At 68.6% G+C, this 16,380-nt stretch carries 16 protein-coding genes; 7 read left to right on the forward strand and 9 right to left on the reverse strand.

The annotated features are described in order from the left end of the window. Positions 1-9: 9 nt before the first annotated feature. The 4 genes from ACT54L_RS18965 to ACT54L_RS18980 are packed head-to-tail and all read right to left on the reverse strand — an operon-like array spanning position 10 to position 6,831. Complete coding sequence (locus ACT54L_RS18965; protein ID WP_476087188.1) at positions 10-2,076, reverse strand: hypothetical protein; 2,067 nt, start codon at positions 2,074-2,076, stop codon at positions 10-12. Continuing rightward, positions 2,073-4,883, reverse strand: coding sequence for a DUF4159 domain-containing protein (locus ACT54L_RS18970; RefSeq protein ID WP_476087189.1), 2,811 nt, complete (start codon positions 4,881-4,883; stop codon positions 2,073-2,075). Before ACT54L_RS18970 ends, ACT54L_RS18965 begins: the two co-directional genes overlap by 4 nt. Then, positions 4,880-5,818 (reverse strand): DUF58 domain-containing protein, encoded by a 939-nt coding sequence (locus ACT54L_RS18975; RefSeq protein ID WP_476087190.1) that lies wholly within the window; start codon positions 5,816-5,818, stop codon positions 4,880-4,882. The genes ACT54L_RS18970 and ACT54L_RS18975 overlap by 4 nt, the downstream gene beginning before the upstream one ends. 11 nt (positions 5,819-5,829) lie before the next feature. Continuing rightward, a complete protein-coding gene (locus ACT54L_RS18980) occupies positions 5,830-6,831 on the reverse strand; it encodes an AAA family ATPase (protein WP_476087191.1) in 1,002 nt (333 codons plus the stop codon). Between the two features lie 186 nt (positions 6,832-7,017). Between ACT54L_RS18980 and ACT54L_RS18985 the strand changes: the two genes are divergently transcribed. Genes ACT54L_RS18985 through ACT54L_RS19000 form a run of 4 tightly spaced genes read left to right on the forward strand, consistent with a single transcriptional unit; the run spans position 7,018 to position 9,780 of the window. Beyond that, positions 7,018-7,638 (forward strand): DUF1285 domain-containing protein, encoded by a 621-nt coding sequence (locus ACT54L_RS18985; RefSeq protein ID WP_476087192.1) that lies wholly within the window; start codon positions 7,018-7,020, stop codon positions 7,636-7,638. Continuing rightward, positions 7,635-8,279, forward strand: a complete 645-nt coding sequence (locus ACT54L_RS18990; RefSeq protein WP_476087193.1) for a CoA pyrophosphatase — start codon at positions 7,635-7,637, stop codon at positions 8,277-8,279. The genes ACT54L_RS18985 and ACT54L_RS18990 overlap by 4 nt, the downstream gene beginning before the upstream one ends. Further along, on the forward strand, positions 8,279-8,539 hold the full coding sequence (locus tag ACT54L_RS18995; RefSeq protein WP_476087194.1) for a DUF6111 family protein: 261 nt from the start codon (positions 8,279-8,281) through the stop codon (positions 8,537-8,539). The genes ACT54L_RS18990 and ACT54L_RS18995 overlap by 1 nt, the downstream gene beginning before the upstream one ends. Further along, the gene (locus tag ACT54L_RS19000) at positions 8,536-9,780 is read left to right on the forward strand and encodes a CCA tRNA nucleotidyltransferase (RefSeq protein ID WP_476087195.1); all 1,245 of its coding nucleotides are present in this window, start codon (positions 8,536-8,538) and stop codon (positions 9,778-9,780) included. The genes ACT54L_RS18995 and ACT54L_RS19000 overlap by 4 nt, the downstream gene beginning before the upstream one ends. 35 nt (positions 9,781-9,815) lie before the next feature. On the opposite strand, the gene ACT54L_RS19005 is transcribed toward ACT54L_RS19000, so the two are convergent. The 4 genes from ACT54L_RS19005 to ACT54L_RS19020 all read right to left on the reverse strand — a co-directional run bounded on the left by ACT54L_RS19005 (position 9,816) and on the right by ACT54L_RS19020 (position 12,284). Then, complete coding sequence (locus tag ACT54L_RS19005; RefSeq protein ID WP_476087196.1) at positions 9,816-10,040, reverse strand: DUF2158 domain-containing protein; 225 nt, start codon at positions 10,038-10,040, stop codon at positions 9,816-9,818. A gap of 116 nt (positions 10,041-10,156) precedes the next feature. After that, on the reverse strand, positions 10,157-11,041 hold the full coding sequence (hemF, locus tag ACT54L_RS19010) for an oxygen-dependent coproporphyrinogen oxidase (protein WP_476087197.1): 885 nt from the start codon (positions 11,039-11,041) through the stop codon (positions 10,157-10,159). 111 nt (positions 11,042-11,152) lie between these two features. After that, entirely contained in the window at positions 11,153-11,626 is a 474-nt protein-coding gene (locus tag ACT54L_RS19015; protein WP_476087198.1) for a tRNA (cytidine(34)-2'-O)-methyltransferase, read from the reverse strand. Between the two features lie 175 nt (positions 11,627-11,801). Continuing rightward, positions 11,802-12,284 (reverse strand): hypothetical protein, encoded by a 483-nt coding sequence (locus ACT54L_RS19020; protein WP_476087199.1) that lies wholly within the window; start codon positions 12,282-12,284, stop codon positions 11,802-11,804. 635 nt (positions 12,285-12,919) lie between these two features. Between ACT54L_RS19020 and petA the strand changes: the two genes are divergently transcribed. Genes petA through ACT54L_RS19035 form a run of 3 tightly spaced genes read left to right on the forward strand, consistent with a single transcriptional unit; the run spans position 12,920 to position 15,604 of the window. Continuing rightward, positions 12,920-13,444 (forward strand): ubiquinol-cytochrome c reductase iron-sulfur subunit, encoded by a 525-nt coding sequence (gene petA / locus ACT54L_RS19025; RefSeq protein WP_476087200.1) that lies wholly within the window; start codon positions 12,920-12,922, stop codon positions 13,442-13,444. Positions 13,445-13,477: 33 nt separating this feature from the next. After that, complete coding sequence (locus tag ACT54L_RS19030) at positions 13,478-14,749, forward strand: cytochrome b (protein ID WP_476087201.1); 1,272 nt, start codon at positions 13,478-13,480, stop codon at positions 14,747-14,749. 18 nt (positions 14,750-14,767) lie between these two features. Then, positions 14,768-15,604, forward strand: coding sequence for a cytochrome c1 (locus ACT54L_RS19035; protein WP_476087202.1), 837 nt, complete (start codon positions 14,768-14,770; stop codon positions 15,602-15,604). A gap of 63 nt (positions 15,605-15,667) precedes the next feature. On the opposite strand, the gene ACT54L_RS19040 is transcribed toward ACT54L_RS19035, so the two are convergent. Further along, positions 15,668-16,375: a cytochrome c biogenesis CcdA family protein gene (locus ACT54L_RS19040; protein WP_476087203.1), complete on the reverse strand. Its 708-nt coding sequence runs from the start codon at positions 16,373-16,375 to the stop codon at positions 15,668-15,670. Positions 16,376-16,380 lie beyond the last annotated feature (5 nt).

The raw sequence follows: 16,380 nt of genomic DNA on the forward strand, positions 1-16,380 counted from the left end.
AGGAGGGCCTCAGCGTCCTTCGCGGATCCAGCTCAGGGAAATCAGGCCCAGCAGCAGAAGAAGGCCCGTGAGCCCGGCAAAAACGGGGAAGAGCCCGATGCCGGTCACCACGCTGACATCGCGGGTGCGCAGGCCCATCCAGTCTTCGCCCGCCAGACGTTCGCCCGTGCTCACGGGCACCACGCGCGGCACGCCGCCCGACAGGTCCGAAAGCCTCCAGATGCCGCCTCCGGTGGCGGCGGACAAGGGCGCGAGCACATCCTTGGTGCTGGTGACCTCGGCAAATTCCTTCGGATTGAGGGGGCCGATGTTGGTCAGGGCGTTCAACGTGCCATTGGCGGCGCGCCAAAGGCCCAACTGGTCCGCCGGTGTGGTGGCGCGCCAGAGGCCCGGCTCCACCTGGGAGAGGGTGAGCGTGCGCTCCGGCCCCGTGGGTGGGGTGATGCGCGCGGGGGGCACGGTGTCGGCCATGGTCTGGCGTTCCACCACCAATTCGCGCCCGGCGGTGAAGAGACGCAGGCGCTCCTCCTCCAGGTCCGGCTCCTTCATCAGCCAATGGGACAGGCGGCGCAGCAGGTCGATATAGGGGCCGCCGCCCTCATAGCCGCGGGCCCACAGCCAGAAATGATCGGACAGGAGGAGCGCCACGCGGCCCTCGCCCACGCGGTCGAGAATCAGCACCGGCTTGTCCTGGGGGCCGGCGAGCACGGCCGTGCCGGAGCGGGCCTCCGCATCAATGACGCGGAAGAACCGGCTCCAGGACGGCGGATCGGTCTCGGCACCCGGCAAGGCGCGGGTGACCGGGTGGCGCTTGCCGGGATTGGTCAATTGGGTGCGGAACGGCTGCTCGGTGGTGGCGCCCGTGGGCGCCGCAGGCAGGATCTCCTCCAGCGGCGTGTTGTAGAGCGAGCCCGGCTCCACATAGTCCGTTCCCGCCGCCACCAGGATGGCGCCGCCGGCGCGCACATAGCGGACGATGTTGTCGAAATAGACCTGCGGCAGCACGCCCTGCTGGGAATAGCGGTCGAAGATGATGAGGTCGAAGTCGCGGATCTTGGTCTGGAACAGCTCGCGGGTGGGAAAGGCGATCAGCGAGAGTTCGTTGATGGGCGTGCCGTCCTGCTTCTCCGGCGGGCGCAGGATGGTGAAGTGGACGAGGTCCACATTGGCGTCGCTCTTCAACAGGTTCCGCCAGGTGCGCTCGCCCACGTTCGGCTCGCCGGACACCAGCAGGACGCGCAGCTTGTCGCGCACGCCATCGATGGACACCGCCACGCGGTTGTTCACCAGCGTGAGCTCGTCCGGCAAAGGCGGCACCTCCACCTCGACGATGTTGGGGCCTGCATGGGTGATCTCCACATCCACCGTCGCCGGCTGGCCTGTGGTGACCATGGGCGTCGCCACCACCTCGCCGTCGCGACGCACGGTCGCCGTGAGGCGCGTGCCGGGGGGAAGGCCCTCGTCGGTGACACGGAAGGTCAGGCTTTGCCGCTGGCCGACGATGCCGAAGCGGGGCGCCTTCTCCAGGGCCACGCGCCGGTCCTTTTCCCCGGCCCGGCCGCTGATGAGGCCGTGAACAGGGGCCGAAAAGCCGAGGGCGGAGGGGTCGGAGGGTACGTCATGAATGCGCCCGTCCGTGATGAGAACGGCTCCCGCCACCCGTTCCGGCGGCACGTCCGCAAGGCCGGCGGAGAGAGCGGCGAACAGGCGGGTGCCGTCGCTTTCCCCATCGCGCCCGTTGGCCTCGATCACCCGGACCTCCACGTTGCCGAGGCGCGCCAGCCGTTCCACGATCGCCGCGCGGGCAGCCTCGGTCTGGGCATTGCGATCCCCGAAGTCCTGGCTGGCGCTCTTGTCCACCACCACGGCGGCCACCGAGGTCAGCGGCTCGCGCTCCTCCCGCGTGAGGGAGGGATTGGCGAGGGCCAGGAGGCCGGCGCAGAGGGCGAGCGCGCGGAACACCGCGCCGCGCGTGTGGGTGGCCAGGAGCAGCACGGCCAGCAGCGCCGCCACCGCCGCCGCCGCCAGCAAAGCCGGCAGGGGAATGAAGGGGTCGAAGGAGAGCCCGTAGGTCATTGGCCGAGGCGCTCCAGCAGAGCCGGCACATGAACCTGGTCGGCCTTGTAATTTCCGGTCAGCACATACATGGCGATGTTGACGCCGGTGCGGAAGGCGAACTCCCGCTGGCGCGGCTCGCCGGGGGTGAGGGGCAGAAGCGGCTCGCCGCCTTGTCCCACCGCCCAGGCGCCGGCGAGGTCATTACCGGTAATGATGACGGGGGACACGCCATCGCCGGCGCGTGCGGGGCGCTCTTCGCCGTCGCGCACCACCGGCAGAGCCTCCACCCAGGTGGTGCCACCGGTGAAGCGCCCTGGAAAATCCCGCAGGAGATAAAAGGCCTTGGTCAGCACATGGTCGCGCGGCACCGGCTCGAGCTCGGGAATGTCGAGGCCGGAGAGGATCTCGCGCAGCTTGCGCCCGGCCGGCGTCAGCGGTCCGGAGCCGCCGGGCGGGGCTTCAAGCGCGTCGCGGGTGTCGAAGATGACCGTGCCACCTTGCTTCATGAAGGCATCCACCCGCGCCAGCACGGCCGCGCTCGGGATGGGGGCATTGGGCAGGATGGGCCAGTAAAGGAGGGGGAAGAAGGACAGCTCGTCCTTGGCAAGGTCCACCCCCATGGGCTCCCCCGCCTGGAGGGCGGTGCGCTGGCCGAGGAAGGTGGTGAGCCCGGCAAGGCCAGCCTGGCTGATCTGGTCCACCTCCGCATCCCCGGTGCGCACATAGGCCAGATGGGTCTGGTTGGCGGCCTTCACCGCATAGGCATCGTCAGCCCGCGCAGGGGCGGGGAAAGGCACGAGGGCCGAGAGTGCGAGGGCGGCCAGCAGCGCTCCGGCGGCGGCGCGCGCCCGCCGCCCGGTCAGCCGCGACAGGCCGCCGGCCAGGAACAGGACGGCCAGGGCGTCCAGCAGCAGAAGTCCGAGCATGGCGACCAGGACCGGCCCGCGCAGGTCGCGCTGCTCGCCGGCGCGCAGTGGCTCCACATTGGCGCCGAGCGGCGACGTGTCGAAGGGAGCGAGGCGGTCCGCCGGGAGCAGGGCATTCACCGCCACAAGGCCGTCGGCGGGACCATAGAAGCCAGGCGGATGCTCGGCACTGGCGCGTCCGGCAAAGGAGGCGGGCAGGGGACGCACCAGCGGACCGGCGGGCTGGAAGGCCCCGAACCCGTCCAGAACCCGGCTCGGGCGGATGGCGGCGGGGGCCGCGCGCGTGACCGGCCCTGCGGCCGGTGCCTGTTCGGCGACGGCGGCCGTGTCGGCGAGGGCGATCACGTGGCGCAACATCTCCACGAATGTGCCTGACAAAGGCAGGTTCGACCAGGACGTATCCGCGGTCACATGAAACAGCACCAGCGTGCCCTTGCCGCGCCGGACGCCGGTGACGAGGGGCGTGCCGTCCTTCAGGCTTGCCCAGGTGCGCTCGCCCAGCGCCCCGTCCGGCTCGGCCAGGACTTGGCGGGTGACGCTGACATCATTGGGCAAGGGCAGGTCGCGGAAGGGGCCGTCCGGCGTAAGATTGCCCAGCGCCTGCGGCGTCTCCCACGAGAGCGACCCACCCAGCACCCGCCCGCCACGCCGGAGCCGCACGGGCAGCAGGTCGTCCTGCGCGTTGGCAAGGCGCGGCCCTGCGAAGCGCACGAGCACGCCGCCATCTTCCACGAACCGCAGGAGCCGGGTGCGGGTGGCGGGGGGGATGGTGCCCACGTCGGTGAGGATGAGAACCGGCACGCGCTGATCCAGCAGGCGGTTGATGGCCTCAGCCGGCGCTCCGGCGTCGGCGATCCGCACGTCCGCGAACGGGCCGAGCGCACGGGAGAGGTAATAGGTGGGCGCCAGCAGAGGCTGCCCCGTATCGGAGCTGGCGCCCGACACCACGCCCACGCTGCGGCGACGCCAGCGCTTGTCCAGCAGTTGCACCGCGCCGGCGGAGTGTTCCCCCACAATCTCCAGGCGGGCAATGTCGTTGCGCACCTCCACCGGAATGTCGAAGCGCGCTTCGGCCTCCTTGGCATCCGCTGCGAAGGCAAAGGGGGCTTCGCCGAGGCTGAGGCCCTTCTGGTCCTTGGCCTCCACCCGGCCAGCGCGGGGGGCGCCGGCCTCTGCCCGCAGCACCTTCACGCTGAGCGCGCCGGCGGCATTTTCAGGCGCGGCGAGGGCGAGGGGGGCGGCGAGGCCGCCGCTGATGACGAGGGGTGGTTGGGCGAGCTTCATCTCCGGAATGACCGTGCTTTCCCCCTCCTTCTGGAGGTCCACGCCATCGGAGATGAAGACCAGCCCCGCCTGCGGCTCGGCGGCCACGTGGCGGGCGGCGAGGGCGAAGGCGTCCTTGCGGTCCGTCAGGTACGGCACCGGCGCCAGGGAACGCAGCTTCTCGCGCGCCTGGGCGGGGAGGAGGAGGGAGATGTCCTTGGGCACCTCGGCGGTGGGAATGAGCGCAACGCCCCGCCCTTCAGCCTCGGCCTGGTCGATGAGGCCGGACGCGGCGGCCATGCGCTGCTCCCAGCTGGGGGCGGAGGGCCACCCCTGGTCGAGCACGAGGATCATGGGGCCCGAGGCGCGCGGGGTGGCGGCGGGCGGATTCCAGACGGGACCTGCCGCCGCGAGGATGACGAGAGCCGCCAGCAGCAGGCGCAAGGCGGTGAGCCACCACGGCGTGCGGGCCGGTGTCTCTTCCTTGGGCTTGATCTCCAGCAAGAGGCGGGTGGGCGGAAAGACGAGATCGCGCGGTTTCGGCGGCACCACGCGCAAGAGGAACCACAGCAAGGGCAGGGCCACGAAGGCCGCCAGGACGAGGGGCGCCGAGAAGGCGAGCGGCAATCCCATCATGCGGGCGCATCCTCCTGCGGCCTCTCGTGACCGTCAGGCCCGGCGGCGCCCGGCCCATTTGAGCCTGCGCCCATCCGGGCGTGCAGGGCGAGCAGCAGTTCGCTGGCGGGCCGATCCGTGCGGTGAACCACAAAGCCCCAGCCAAGCCGCAGGCAGGTGTCGCGCAGCGCCGCCCGATGGGCCGCGAGGCGCGCCTCATAGTCCGGTCGCCAGGCTTCAGCCCGGCCCACCGTGAGGCTCTCCCCGCCTTCGGACGCATGAAAGGCGATGCGGCCGGAAAAGGGGAAGGTCTCTTCCGACGGATCGACGATCTGCACCACATGGCCGTGGGCGCCGGAGGCGGCCAGTTGCTCGATCCGGGCGCAAACGCGGTCGGTCGGGCTCCAGAAGTCACCCAGTATCACCAGTTCCGCCAAAGGCGAGGGGCCGAAGGAGGGGGGCAATGCAGGGCTCGTGCCGGCATGCAGCACCGCCTCGGCCATGCGCTCGACGATGCGGCGGCTGGCGGAGGGGCGCAGGAGCTCCGGCACGCCCACCCGCTCGCCCCCCTTCACCAGGAGGTCGGCGAGGGCGAAGGCAATCACCAGCGCGCGGTCGCGCTTGGGGGCGAGGCGGGCCGAGGCATAGACCATGGAGGGGGACAGGCTGGGCCAGATCCACACCGTGTGGGCCGCCTCCCATTCCCGCTCGCGCACATACAGATGGTCGTCCCGCGCCGATCGCCGCCAGTCCACCCGCGCGGCGGGTTCGCCATCCAGAAAACGGCGATATTGCCAGAAATTCTCGCCCGTGCCCGGCCGCCGCCGGCCATGCAGGCCATGCTGCACGGAGGAAGCGATGCGGCGGGCTTCCAGCACGAGGCGTGGCATGGAAGCCGAGAGGGCCGAGGAGGCTTCCTTGGCCTGGTCGACGGACGTCTGGATCTCGGCCGCCACGGAGCGATCCCTCACCCGAGGCGCTCGGTCAGCCGGCGGACGATGCCGGTGACGCTCTGCCCATCGGCGCGGGCGGCGAAGGTCAAGGCCATGCGGTGCTTCAGGACAGGCTCGGCGAGGGCCGCCACGTCATCCACGGACGGCGCGAAGCGCCCGTCGAGGAGGGCGCGGGCGCGCACCGCGAGCATGAGGGCCTGGCTGGCGCGCGGGCCCGGACCCCAGGCGATGTACTTGGCCTCCGCACCCTCGGCACCGGGACGGGCAGAGCGCACCAGCGTCAGGATGGCTTCCACCACCGATTCGCCCACTGGCAGGCGGCGCACCAGACGCTGCGCCGCCAGAAGATCTTCCACTGCCATGGCGGCGCGCGGCTTGGTGTCCTCCGCGCCGGTGGTATCGAACAGGATGCGCCGCTCGGCATCGCGGTCGGGATAGTCGACGTCGATTTCCATAAGGAAGCGGTCGAGCTGGGCTTCGGGCAGGGGATAGGTGCCCTCCTGCTCCAGGGGGTTCTGGGTGGCCAGCACGTGGAAGGGCTTGGGCAGGTCATGGCGCTCACCGGCCACGGTGACATGATATTCCTGCATGGCCTGCAGCAGCGCGGACTGGGTGCGCGGGCTGGCGCGGTTGATCTCGTCCGCCATCAGCAACTGGGCGAAGATGGGACCCCGAATGAAACGAAAGGCGCGCTTGCCGCCCATGCCTTCTTCCAGCACCTCGGCACCGAGAATGTCGGAGGGCATGAGGTCGGGCGTGAACTGCACACGCCGGGCATCGAGCCCGAGCACCGTGCCCATGGTTTCCACCAGCTTGGTCTTGGCAAGGCCAGGCACGCCCACCAGCAAGGCATGGCCGCCGGCCAGGATGGTGATGAGCGCCCGGTCAATGACCGCTTCCTGGCCGAAGATCACCGAGGCGATGGCAGCGCGGGCGGCGCGCACGCTGGCCGCGGCGGTCTCCGCATTGCGGACGATCATCTGGTCCAGGTCGAAGCTCTCGCTCGGTGCCGACATGCCATCACTCCCATTCGACGGCCATCCTCTCGCCGAAAGGCGGCGAGAGAAAGCCCGATCCACTCCCGGCGAAATGATCGGATCGCGGGAGGGCAGAAGGGGGAGCTTACGATAAGTTGGAGCCACGTCGACACGCTGCATCGCACGATCCTCGGATGCAGCCCTCAACTCCTTGAGAGGTGTCCCATGGGAGAACCTGCCGGCGGCCCGCCGCCGCCTGCCTCCGCAAGCTCGCGCCTCGATGGCCTGATCGCCGCCGCCTCCGCCGCGGGCGGTCGCGGGCCGGCGCCGGTCGAGCTGTGGAACCCGCCCGATTGCGGCGACATGGACATGCGAATCGCCGCCGACGGCACTTGGTTCTATGCCGGCACGCCCATCGGCCGGCCCGCTCTGGTGCGCCTGTTCGCCTCCGTGCTGACGCGGGAGGGAGAGCGCTTCGTCCTGAAGACGCCAGCCGAGAAGATCGGCATCCGGGTGGAGGATGCCCCTTTCCTGGCTGTGGACGTGGCACGCGAGGAGAGCGCGGAGGGGCCGGTGCTGGTCTTCCGCACCAATCTCGACGATATCGTGCGCTGCGGGGCGGGACATGATCTGCGCTTCGTGCCCGGCACGGAGGATGGGGAGGTTCGCCCTTACGTGCATGTGAGGCGGGGACTGGAGGCGCGCCTGACGCGGGCAGTCTTCATTGAGTTGGTGGACATGGGAGAGGTGCGCGAAGTGGAAGGTGTGGCCATGTTCGGCGTCGCTTCGGGCGGGCGCTTCTATCCCATGATGGCGGCGGCCGATCTGGACCGGGCGTCGGCATGACCGAGGCCACGCTCGATCCGCTGGCGGATTTTCTCGCCCGCGCCCGCCATCGGCTGCTGCCCGCCCCGCCTCCGCCCATGGTCGAGGGGGCGCTGGTGAACGGCGACCATTCGCTCTCCGAGGACCCCTCCCTCCATCTGCCGCAACGGGCGCCCCGCCATGCGGCGGTGCTGGTGCCGGTAGTGGCGCGACCGGAGCCCACCGTGCTCCTGACCTTGCGGTCGGAAAAGCTCTCCCATCATCCCGGCCAGATTGCCTTTCCCGGCGGTCGCATCGATCCCGGCGACCGGGACGAGGTGGCGGCGGCGCTGCGGGAGGCGTGGGAGGAGGTGGGCCTGGAGGCCGGCTTCATCACCCCGCTCGGCTTTCTGGACGGCTATCTCTCCAGCACCGGTTTCTGGATCGTGCCGGTGGTGGCGCGGGTGGCGCCGGACTATCATCTGAAGATCAACCCCGCAGAGGTGCAGGACGCCTTCGAGGTGCCGCTCGCCTTTCTCATGGCGCCCTCCAACCACCAGCGCCAGTCTGGGCTGCGGAACGGCGTGCTGCGTCATTTCTATGCCATGCCCTACCAAGATCATTTCATCTGGGGTGCCACGGCCGGGATGCTCAGAAACCTCTATGAACGGGTCTATGCCTGATGTTGCGCGCGCTGCTGATTGAAGGAAGCCTGTTCCTCCTGCCCTTCGCCGCCTATGCGGTCTTCATGTACGTCTCCCATCGGACCGTGCTCCTGGCACACTGGACGCCGAAGGCGATCATGCTCCTGTCCCTGGCCGCACTGGTGCTGGTGGCGGCGGGGCTCTTCATCTTCGAGCAGGAGCGCGGAGCCCGGCCCGGGGCCCACTACACGCCGGCAGAGGTGGACAACGGCGTCTTCAAGCCGGGCCAGTTGAAGTGACCAAGCCCTCTCTGGCCGGCTCTCCCTGGCTGGACAGCACGCCGCTTCGCCAAGTGCTGGCGGCGCTGGACGGGAAAGGCGAGGAGGTGCGGCTGGTGGGCGGGGCCGTGCGCGATGCGCTGCTGGGTCGTCCGCAGGGCGAGGTGGACCTTGCCACGACGGCCGTGCCACCGGAGGTGATCCGGCGTGCGGAGGAGGCGGGGCTGAAAGCCGTGCCCACCGGGATCGACCACGGCACGGTGACGGTGGTGGCGGACGGAACCGGCTTCGAGGTCACCACCCTGAGGGAGGACGTGGAGACGGACGGGCGACATGCGGTGGTCCGGTTCGGCCGCGACTGGCAGGCGGACGCATTGCGGCGCGACTTCACCATGAACGCCCTTTATGCCCGCCCGGACGGGCAGGTGATCGACCTCGTGGGTGGTCTTGAGGACCTGATGGCGGGGCGGGTGCGCTTCATCGGCGACGCCGAGGCCCGCATCCGCGAGGATCACCTGCGCATCCTCCGGCTGTTCCGCTTCCATGCCGGATATGGCCGGGGGCCCCTCGACCCCTCCGCGCTGCGGGCCGCATTGCACCAAAGGGAGGGCATCGCCCGCCTCTCCCGCGAGCGGATCGGGCGAGAGGTCTTGAAGCTGCTGAAAACAGCGGGCGCGCCTGAGACGATCATCGTGATGAGCGACACCGGCTTCTTGGCTCGGGTGCTGGGCGGCGTGGGTCATCTCGGTGCGCTGGAGCGGATGGCGCGGCTCGAAGGGCTGCTCGACCTGCCGCCCTGCGCCCTGCGCCGGCTCGGTGCCCTCGGGATGCGCATTTGCGAGGATGGGGATCGCCTGCGGGAGCGATTGCGCCTCTCCAACGCCGAATATCGCCGCCTCCTGGCCATGGCTGACGCAGGGCCGGTGCCATCAACGCCCGCCGAGGCGCGTCGCCTGACCTATGATCGGGGGAGGAGCGGCGCCGAGGACTGCATCTTGCATGCGGCGGCGCGGGACGCGGCGGAGATTGGGGAGGCGGAGATTGGGCCGGTGGACGCGGCACTCACCGTGGCGCGCACCTGGGTCATTCCGCCGTTACCCATCAAGGCTGCCGACCTTCAAGCCCGCGGACTGGGGCCTGGACCACGACTCGGCGCGGCGCTCCGAAAGGCCGAGCATCTCTGGCGCGAGGCGGACTTTCCAAACCAAGGAGAAACGGTGGAGGACATTCTCTCCACCGCTGTCGCGCACGTGGGGGACTGACCTTGCGAGATGGGCGGGCGAGGGCCCGGCCCCCCTCAGTCGTTGTCAGAATCCTCGTCTTCGTCCTCTTCTTCCTCGTCGAGCTCGAACTCCTCGACTTCCAGCTCGTCCAGGGCGACGAGGGGGAGCGTCTGGGACCGGAACTCGCCGGTCTCTTCCGCGAACCACACCACTTCGACCTTATCCCCGTCGACCGCAACGACGGTCAGGGCCGGGCTGCCGGACTTCAACTGGACGATTTCACCGGGGGCGATGGCCATGGAAGCAACTCCGCTAAGATAACGATGGGATAGCGGTGTTCCATGACAGTGCGATCACATGCGCCGCGCGTCGCATCGGGCCGCAGGCCGGCGCCTTCCAAGGCCCGGAGCCGGTGTTATGGCCATTTCACCACCGGAGGCATGGACGAGAGGATGGAGGCGATGTTGCCGCCCGTCTTGAGGCCGAAGATGGTGCCCCGATCGTACAGCAGGTTGAATTCCACATAGCGCCCGCGCCGCACCAGCTGCTCCTCCCGGTCCGCCGGCGTCCAGGGGGTGGCAAAGTTGGCGCGCACCAAGGCAGGATAAATGTGCAGAAAGGCGCGGCCCACGTCCTGCGTGAAGGCGAAGTCGGCATCGAACGAGCCGCTGTCGAGCCAGTCATAGAAGATGCCGCCAATGCCACGCGGCTCGTTGCGGTGCTTCAGGAAGAAATACTCGTCGCACCATGCCTTCAGGCGCGCGTAATCGGCCACCTCATGGCCAGCGCACGCGCCCTCCATGGCCGCATGGAAGGCGCGCGTGTCGGGGTCGTCCTGGGTGCGGCGCCGGTCGAGCACGGGTGTCAGGTCAGCGCCGCCGCCGAACCAGCATTTCGTGGTCGCCACGAATCGCGTGTTCATGTGCACGGCCGGCACATGAGGATTGGTCATGTGGGCGATCAGCGAAATGCCCGAGGCCCAGAAGCGGGGATCTTCGGCGGCGCCGGGAATCTGGGACCGGAACTCCGGCGCGAACTCCCCGTACACCGTGGAAGTGTGCACGCCCACCTTCTCGAACAGGCGTCCGTGCATCATGGCCATGGTCCCGCCGCCACCCGGGGCGCCGGTGTGATCGGTGCGCGTCCAGGGGGTCCGCGCAAAGGTGCTGGGCGCCTCGGGATAGAGCGCTGCGGGGGCCTCGTGCTCCAACGTCTCGAAGGCGGCGATGATCTCGCCCTGCAAGGCCTCGAACCAGGCGCGGGCGCGGGCTTTGCGGTCTTCGATATCGGGCGGCAGCATGGGCATCCTGTGGTTGAGACGGGCGGGCCGGCGGAGGGCCGGCTCAACTGCCCGTCATGTGTGGCGGCATTCGGCCGCCCCGGCAATGACCTTTCGGGACCGGCCTTGGCTTCACGGACGGTCCGCGAGAACCGGCAATCCGTCCGTCTGGCGCAGCGCTTCCGCGAGGGCGATGCCGGCGGACACAGCCACGTTCAGGGAGCGGAGGCCCGGGAGAAGGGGAATCACCAGGCGCGCATCGGCGCAGGCGTGAACATCATCCGGCACGCCGGCCGATTCGCGACCGAACAGCAGCACGTCGTCGGGCCGGAAGGCGAAGCGCGCATAAGAAGAGGCGCCACGGGTCGTGAAAAGGATGAGCCGCCGCCCTTCGCTTCGCCGCCACTCCTCGAAGGAGGCAAAGGAGGCGTGCCGCACCCAGTCCACCGCGTCGACATAATCCATGCCGGCGCGCCGGAAGGCGGCATTGCCCACTGGGAAGCCTGCCGGCTCGATGATGTGGACGGGCACCCCCAGGCAGGCCCCGGTGCGCAGGCACGTGCCGGCATTCTGCGCAATATCGGGGCAATAAAGGGCGAGGATCACGGCCGGGTCTCCGCCGGCAAGGCCGGCGCACGGGACGTGCGTCCAAAGCTCAGGGGTTTGATCGAGACGATATAAAAACGCGCCATGGCGGATCACACGCCAGCACGCGGGGAAAAATCAAGCCGACCGGTGCTGCTGGAGGCCGGCGGGGCGGGCCTGGCCCGCCCCAGGGCTTTCAGTCGAACGCGTTCTTGACCGCCTGGGCGATGCCGCCAATGGCTGCTCCGCCCGCGCCACCGGCCACGCCACCGGCGACGCTCCCCAGGATCGCCGTGCCCACCACCTCAAAGGCCGCCCCGGCGAGCGCAAGGCCCACACCGCCGGTGACGGCCCCCAGCACCAGACCGGCGCCGAGGCCTACCAGCGCCCAGCTGACGCCTCCGTCCACCGTCTCCAGCTCGGCATCGTTCAAGGTCCGGTCGCCGCCGCCCGCCTGGCGCGCCAGGGTTTCGGCCTCGCGCAAGGCGCCGAACAGGGTGGTGGCCTGGTCCTGGGTCAACGGCAGACCCTTCTCCCCACAATAGACAGCCAGATCTTCCGGCGTCTTCACAGAGCCGGCGAACCGCTGGGCTTCGGTTGGGTCGTTGGCAAGGCTCGCCAGGATGCCTTGGAACATGAGGAGCTTGGGGTTTGCTTTAGAGTCAACCTGTGTGGACATGGGTCACCTCTTGGCTTCGATCCCATTTAACTGACGCCGTGAGGTAGGCCTGCGATAAAGTGACGTCAATTTCTATAATATTGCGAAAGACTTCTCGTCTTTCGGTGCGCATTTGCAGGGCCGGCAACTCGTTGGGCCCGGCGGTCGGGAAATGCCGTGCAGCCCGCACTCCCCCCGGGGTCTGGCCTGCCGAAATGGGAAGCGCTGAACCCGTGAGGGGAGAGGACCCTTCAGGCTCTCCCTCCGACGGCGGCGAACGGAGCGGGAGGGCTGCGACGATCGCGCACAGGCGGCGGGTCGGTTGGAGGTAAAAAAGGCCTCCGCGCCGAGGCCGCGAACCGGGAGGATTGCGTCACGGAATGCCCCTGCGGGGATGTGTGCGCCGCACCATTGTCGCCCCTGCGTCAAAGCCGCGCATTTGCTGGCGTCGGACGGGACGGCGTGCCGCACAGTCCTGATCTGGACAAGGAAAAAAGAGGGTGCAATTAGAGACTCTCGAAGGTGGCGCTGGGCGTCATGCGGAGCTGTTGCATTCGGCCTCGCGCCGCGCGCTGACCTGGGACAATCGGCGCAAGCCGGCCCCCACAATTCGCTGCGCGGCAGAGTCCGAGGGTCGGACAGGGAGGACAAGCACCGTGGCACATACGGAGACGACGGGAACCAACCGCCGGGACTTCCTCTACATCGCGACCGGCGCCGTGGGCGCCGTCGGTGTAGCGGGAATGGCCTGGCCCTTCATCGCCCAGCTCCAGCCCGACCGGTCGGTCCTCGCGCTCTCCACCACGGAAGTCGACCTCTCCCCCATTTCCGAAGGCCAGATCGTGACCGTGCAATGGCGCGGCAAGCCGATCTTCATCTTCAATCGCGCCCCCAAGGACGTGGAGCTGGCGCGCTCGGTGCCGCTGAGCCAGCTCATCGATCCCCAGACCGACCAGGACCGGGTGAAGTCGGGCCACGACAATTGGCTCGTGGTGATCGGCATCTGCACGCACCTGGGCTGCGTGCCGCTCGGCCATCAGGGCAATTACGACGGCTGGTTCTGCCCCTGCCATGGCTCCCAGTACGACTCGTCCGGTCGCGTGCGCGTCGGGCCGGCGCCGCTCAACCTTGCGGTCCCGCCCTATCAGTTCCTCTCCGACACCAAGATCGTGATCGGCTGACGCCGCGTCGCCCCCAACAGAGGTTGGCTCCCCATGGAAGGACATTCCACCTACCAGCCCAAGGGCAAGGTGGCGCGCTGGTTTGAAAGCCGCCTGCCGCTCATCGGGCTCGCCCACTCGTCCGCCGTCTCCTATCCGACCCCGAAGAATCTGAACTACATGTGGACGTTCGGAGCGATCCTGACGTTCATGCTGATCTGCCAGATCGTGTCCGGCGTGGTGCTTGCCATGCACTACACGGCCTATGCGCCGATCTCGTTCGCCCGGGTCGAGCACATCATGCGCGACGTGGATTTCGGATGGCTCATCCGCTACATCCACGCCAACGGCGCCTCCATGTTCTTCGTGGCGGTCTATATCCACATCTTCCGCGGCCTCTATTACGGCTCCTACAAGGCGCCCCGCGAAGTGCTGTGGATCCTCGGCGTCATCATCTACCTTCTGATGATGGCCACCGCCTTCATGGGCTACGTGCTGCCCTGGGGCCAGATGTCCTACTGGGGCGCCACCGTCATCACCAACCTGTTCTCGGCCATTCCCTGGATCGGCGAGACCATCGTGCAGTGGCTGTGGGGCGGCTATTCGGTCGGCGATCCCACCCTCAACCGCTTCTTCGCGCTGCACTATTTGCTGCCCTTCATGATCGCCGGCGTGGTCGGCCTGCACATCTGGGCGCTGCACCATGTGGGTCAGAACAACCCGGCGGGTGTGGATGTGAAGAGCGTTGCCAAGGATACGGTGCCCTTCACCCCCTACGCGACGGTCAAGGACATCTTCGCCATGGTGGTGTTCCTGATCTTCTTCTCCTGGTTCATCTTCTACATCCCGAACTATCTCGGCCACTCCGACAACTACATCCCGGCCAACCCGCTTTCGACGCCTGCGCACATCGTGCCCGAATGGTACTTCCTGCCGTTCTACGCGATCCTGCGCTCGGTGCCGGACAAGCTCGGCGGCGTGCTGGCCATGTTCGGCGCCATCGCGGTGCTGGCCTTCCTGCCCTGGCTTGACACCTCCAAGGTGCGCTCCGCCCGTTATCGTCCGCTCTACCGCCAGTTCTTCTGGATCTTCGCGGTGGTGGCGGTGGGCCTGGGCTACCTGGGCTCACAGCCGGCCGAAGGCGGTTACGTGATCGCCTCGCGCATCCTCACCGTCTACTACTTCGTCCACTTCCTCGTGATCCTGCCGCTGCTCGGCCTGTTCGAGAAGCCGAAGCCGCTGCCGGCGTCCATCGCCGACGCGGTTCTCGCCAAGGGTGGGGCGACCGTCGTGGCTGGGGCCTCCGCCCCCCACACCAAGGGCTGATCGGGAGCGCACAGAGCAATGATCAAGCGCAGCATTCTCTTCGGCGCGGTCGCGGCGGCCCTCGTGTTCGGCGCGCCCGCCCGGGCCGCCGAAGGGGGCCATGATGATCGCCCCCATCGCGAATCCTGGTCGTTCGCCGGGCCCTTCGGGCTCTACGACACCGCCCAGCTCCAGCGTGGCTTCAAGGTCTTCCGCGAAGTGTGCGCGGCCTGCCATGCGGCGAATTTTCTCTATTTCCGCAACCTCGCCCAGCCCGGCGGCCCCGCTTTCTCGGAAGCGCAGGCCAAGGCCGTGGCGGCGGAATACCAGATCACGGATGGTCCCAACGACCAGGGCGACATGTTCCAGCGCCCCGGCCGCCTGTCCGACCACTGGCCGTCGCCCTTCCCCAATGACCAGGCCGCTCGTGCCGCCAATGGCGGTGCCCTGCCGCCAGATTTCTCGGTGCTTGCCAAGGCCCGCTCCTACCATGTGGGCTTCCCCGGCTTCGTGACCGACGCCTTCATCCAGTATCAGGAGCATGGCGTGGACTATATCCACGCACTGCTGAACGGTTATGTGGACCCGCCGGAAGGCACGACCGTGCAGCCCGGCCTCCATTACAACAAATATTTCCCCGGCCATCAGATCGCCATGCCCAAGCCCTTGAGCGACGGCCAGGTGGAATATACGGACGGCACGCCGCAGACCGTGGATCAGTATTCCCGCGACGTGTCCGCCTTCATGATGTGGATGGCCGAGCCGCATCTCGATGCGCGCAAGCGCATGGGTTTCCAGGTCATGATCTTCCTGGTGGTACTGGCCGGGCTGCTCTATTTCACAAAGAAGAAGATTTGGAAGGACGCGGCGCACTGATCGCACGTATCGACCCGCCATAATGAACAGGCCCCGCTCGGGGCCTGTTTTCGTTTGGAGCGGTCACACCCGGGTGGCAAGCGTGACGAACCAATCCGGCAGCATTTGCACCACCGCGCCTTCAATCACCTTGTCGCCACCCGTGAGGATGAGTACGGCGACGAGGGAGAGGGCGCCCCCAAACAGGCGGCGGGAAGTTGAAGTCACCCCGGCCATGCGCGATCTGCCGGCGCCAGTCAGGCGCCGCATGCCATAGCCGGCCGCCAGAAGGGACAGACCGGCTCCCACGCCGAAGACCCCCATGGAGACCGCCGCCGCGAGCCGCGTCCCCTCCGCCGCTGCGAGCACGAAGGCGGCACCGAGGGTCGGGCCGATGCAAGGCGCCCAGGCGAGGCCGAGCAGGGCGCCGGTGCAGAACTGCCCGATCAGGCCCGGCGGCAGCCGGCCGGATAGGTGTCCCGCCAGCCCCGCCGCCGGCTCAGCGAAGGCTGTCAGGCGGGCGCCGAGGGCGGGAATGAGGAGGGCGAGGCCCGCTGCCAGCAGCAGCAGCGCCGCGGCGGCGCGCAACGGCCACCATTCCCCGAACTCGATGCCGACGCTGGCGAGCGCCGTCCCGCTCACGCCGAAGCTGAGCGCCAACCCCAGCGCCAAGGCGGCCGGCCCGAGCCGGCTTGAGGCCGCCGCGCCCGCGACGATCACGGGCACCAGGGGCAGGACGCAGGGATTAAGGATGGTGAGCAGCCCCGCCAGGAAGCTTAGCGCGATGAACATTGGCC

It is taken from the genome of Aquabacter sp. DMC10 (genome assembly GCF_056314145.1).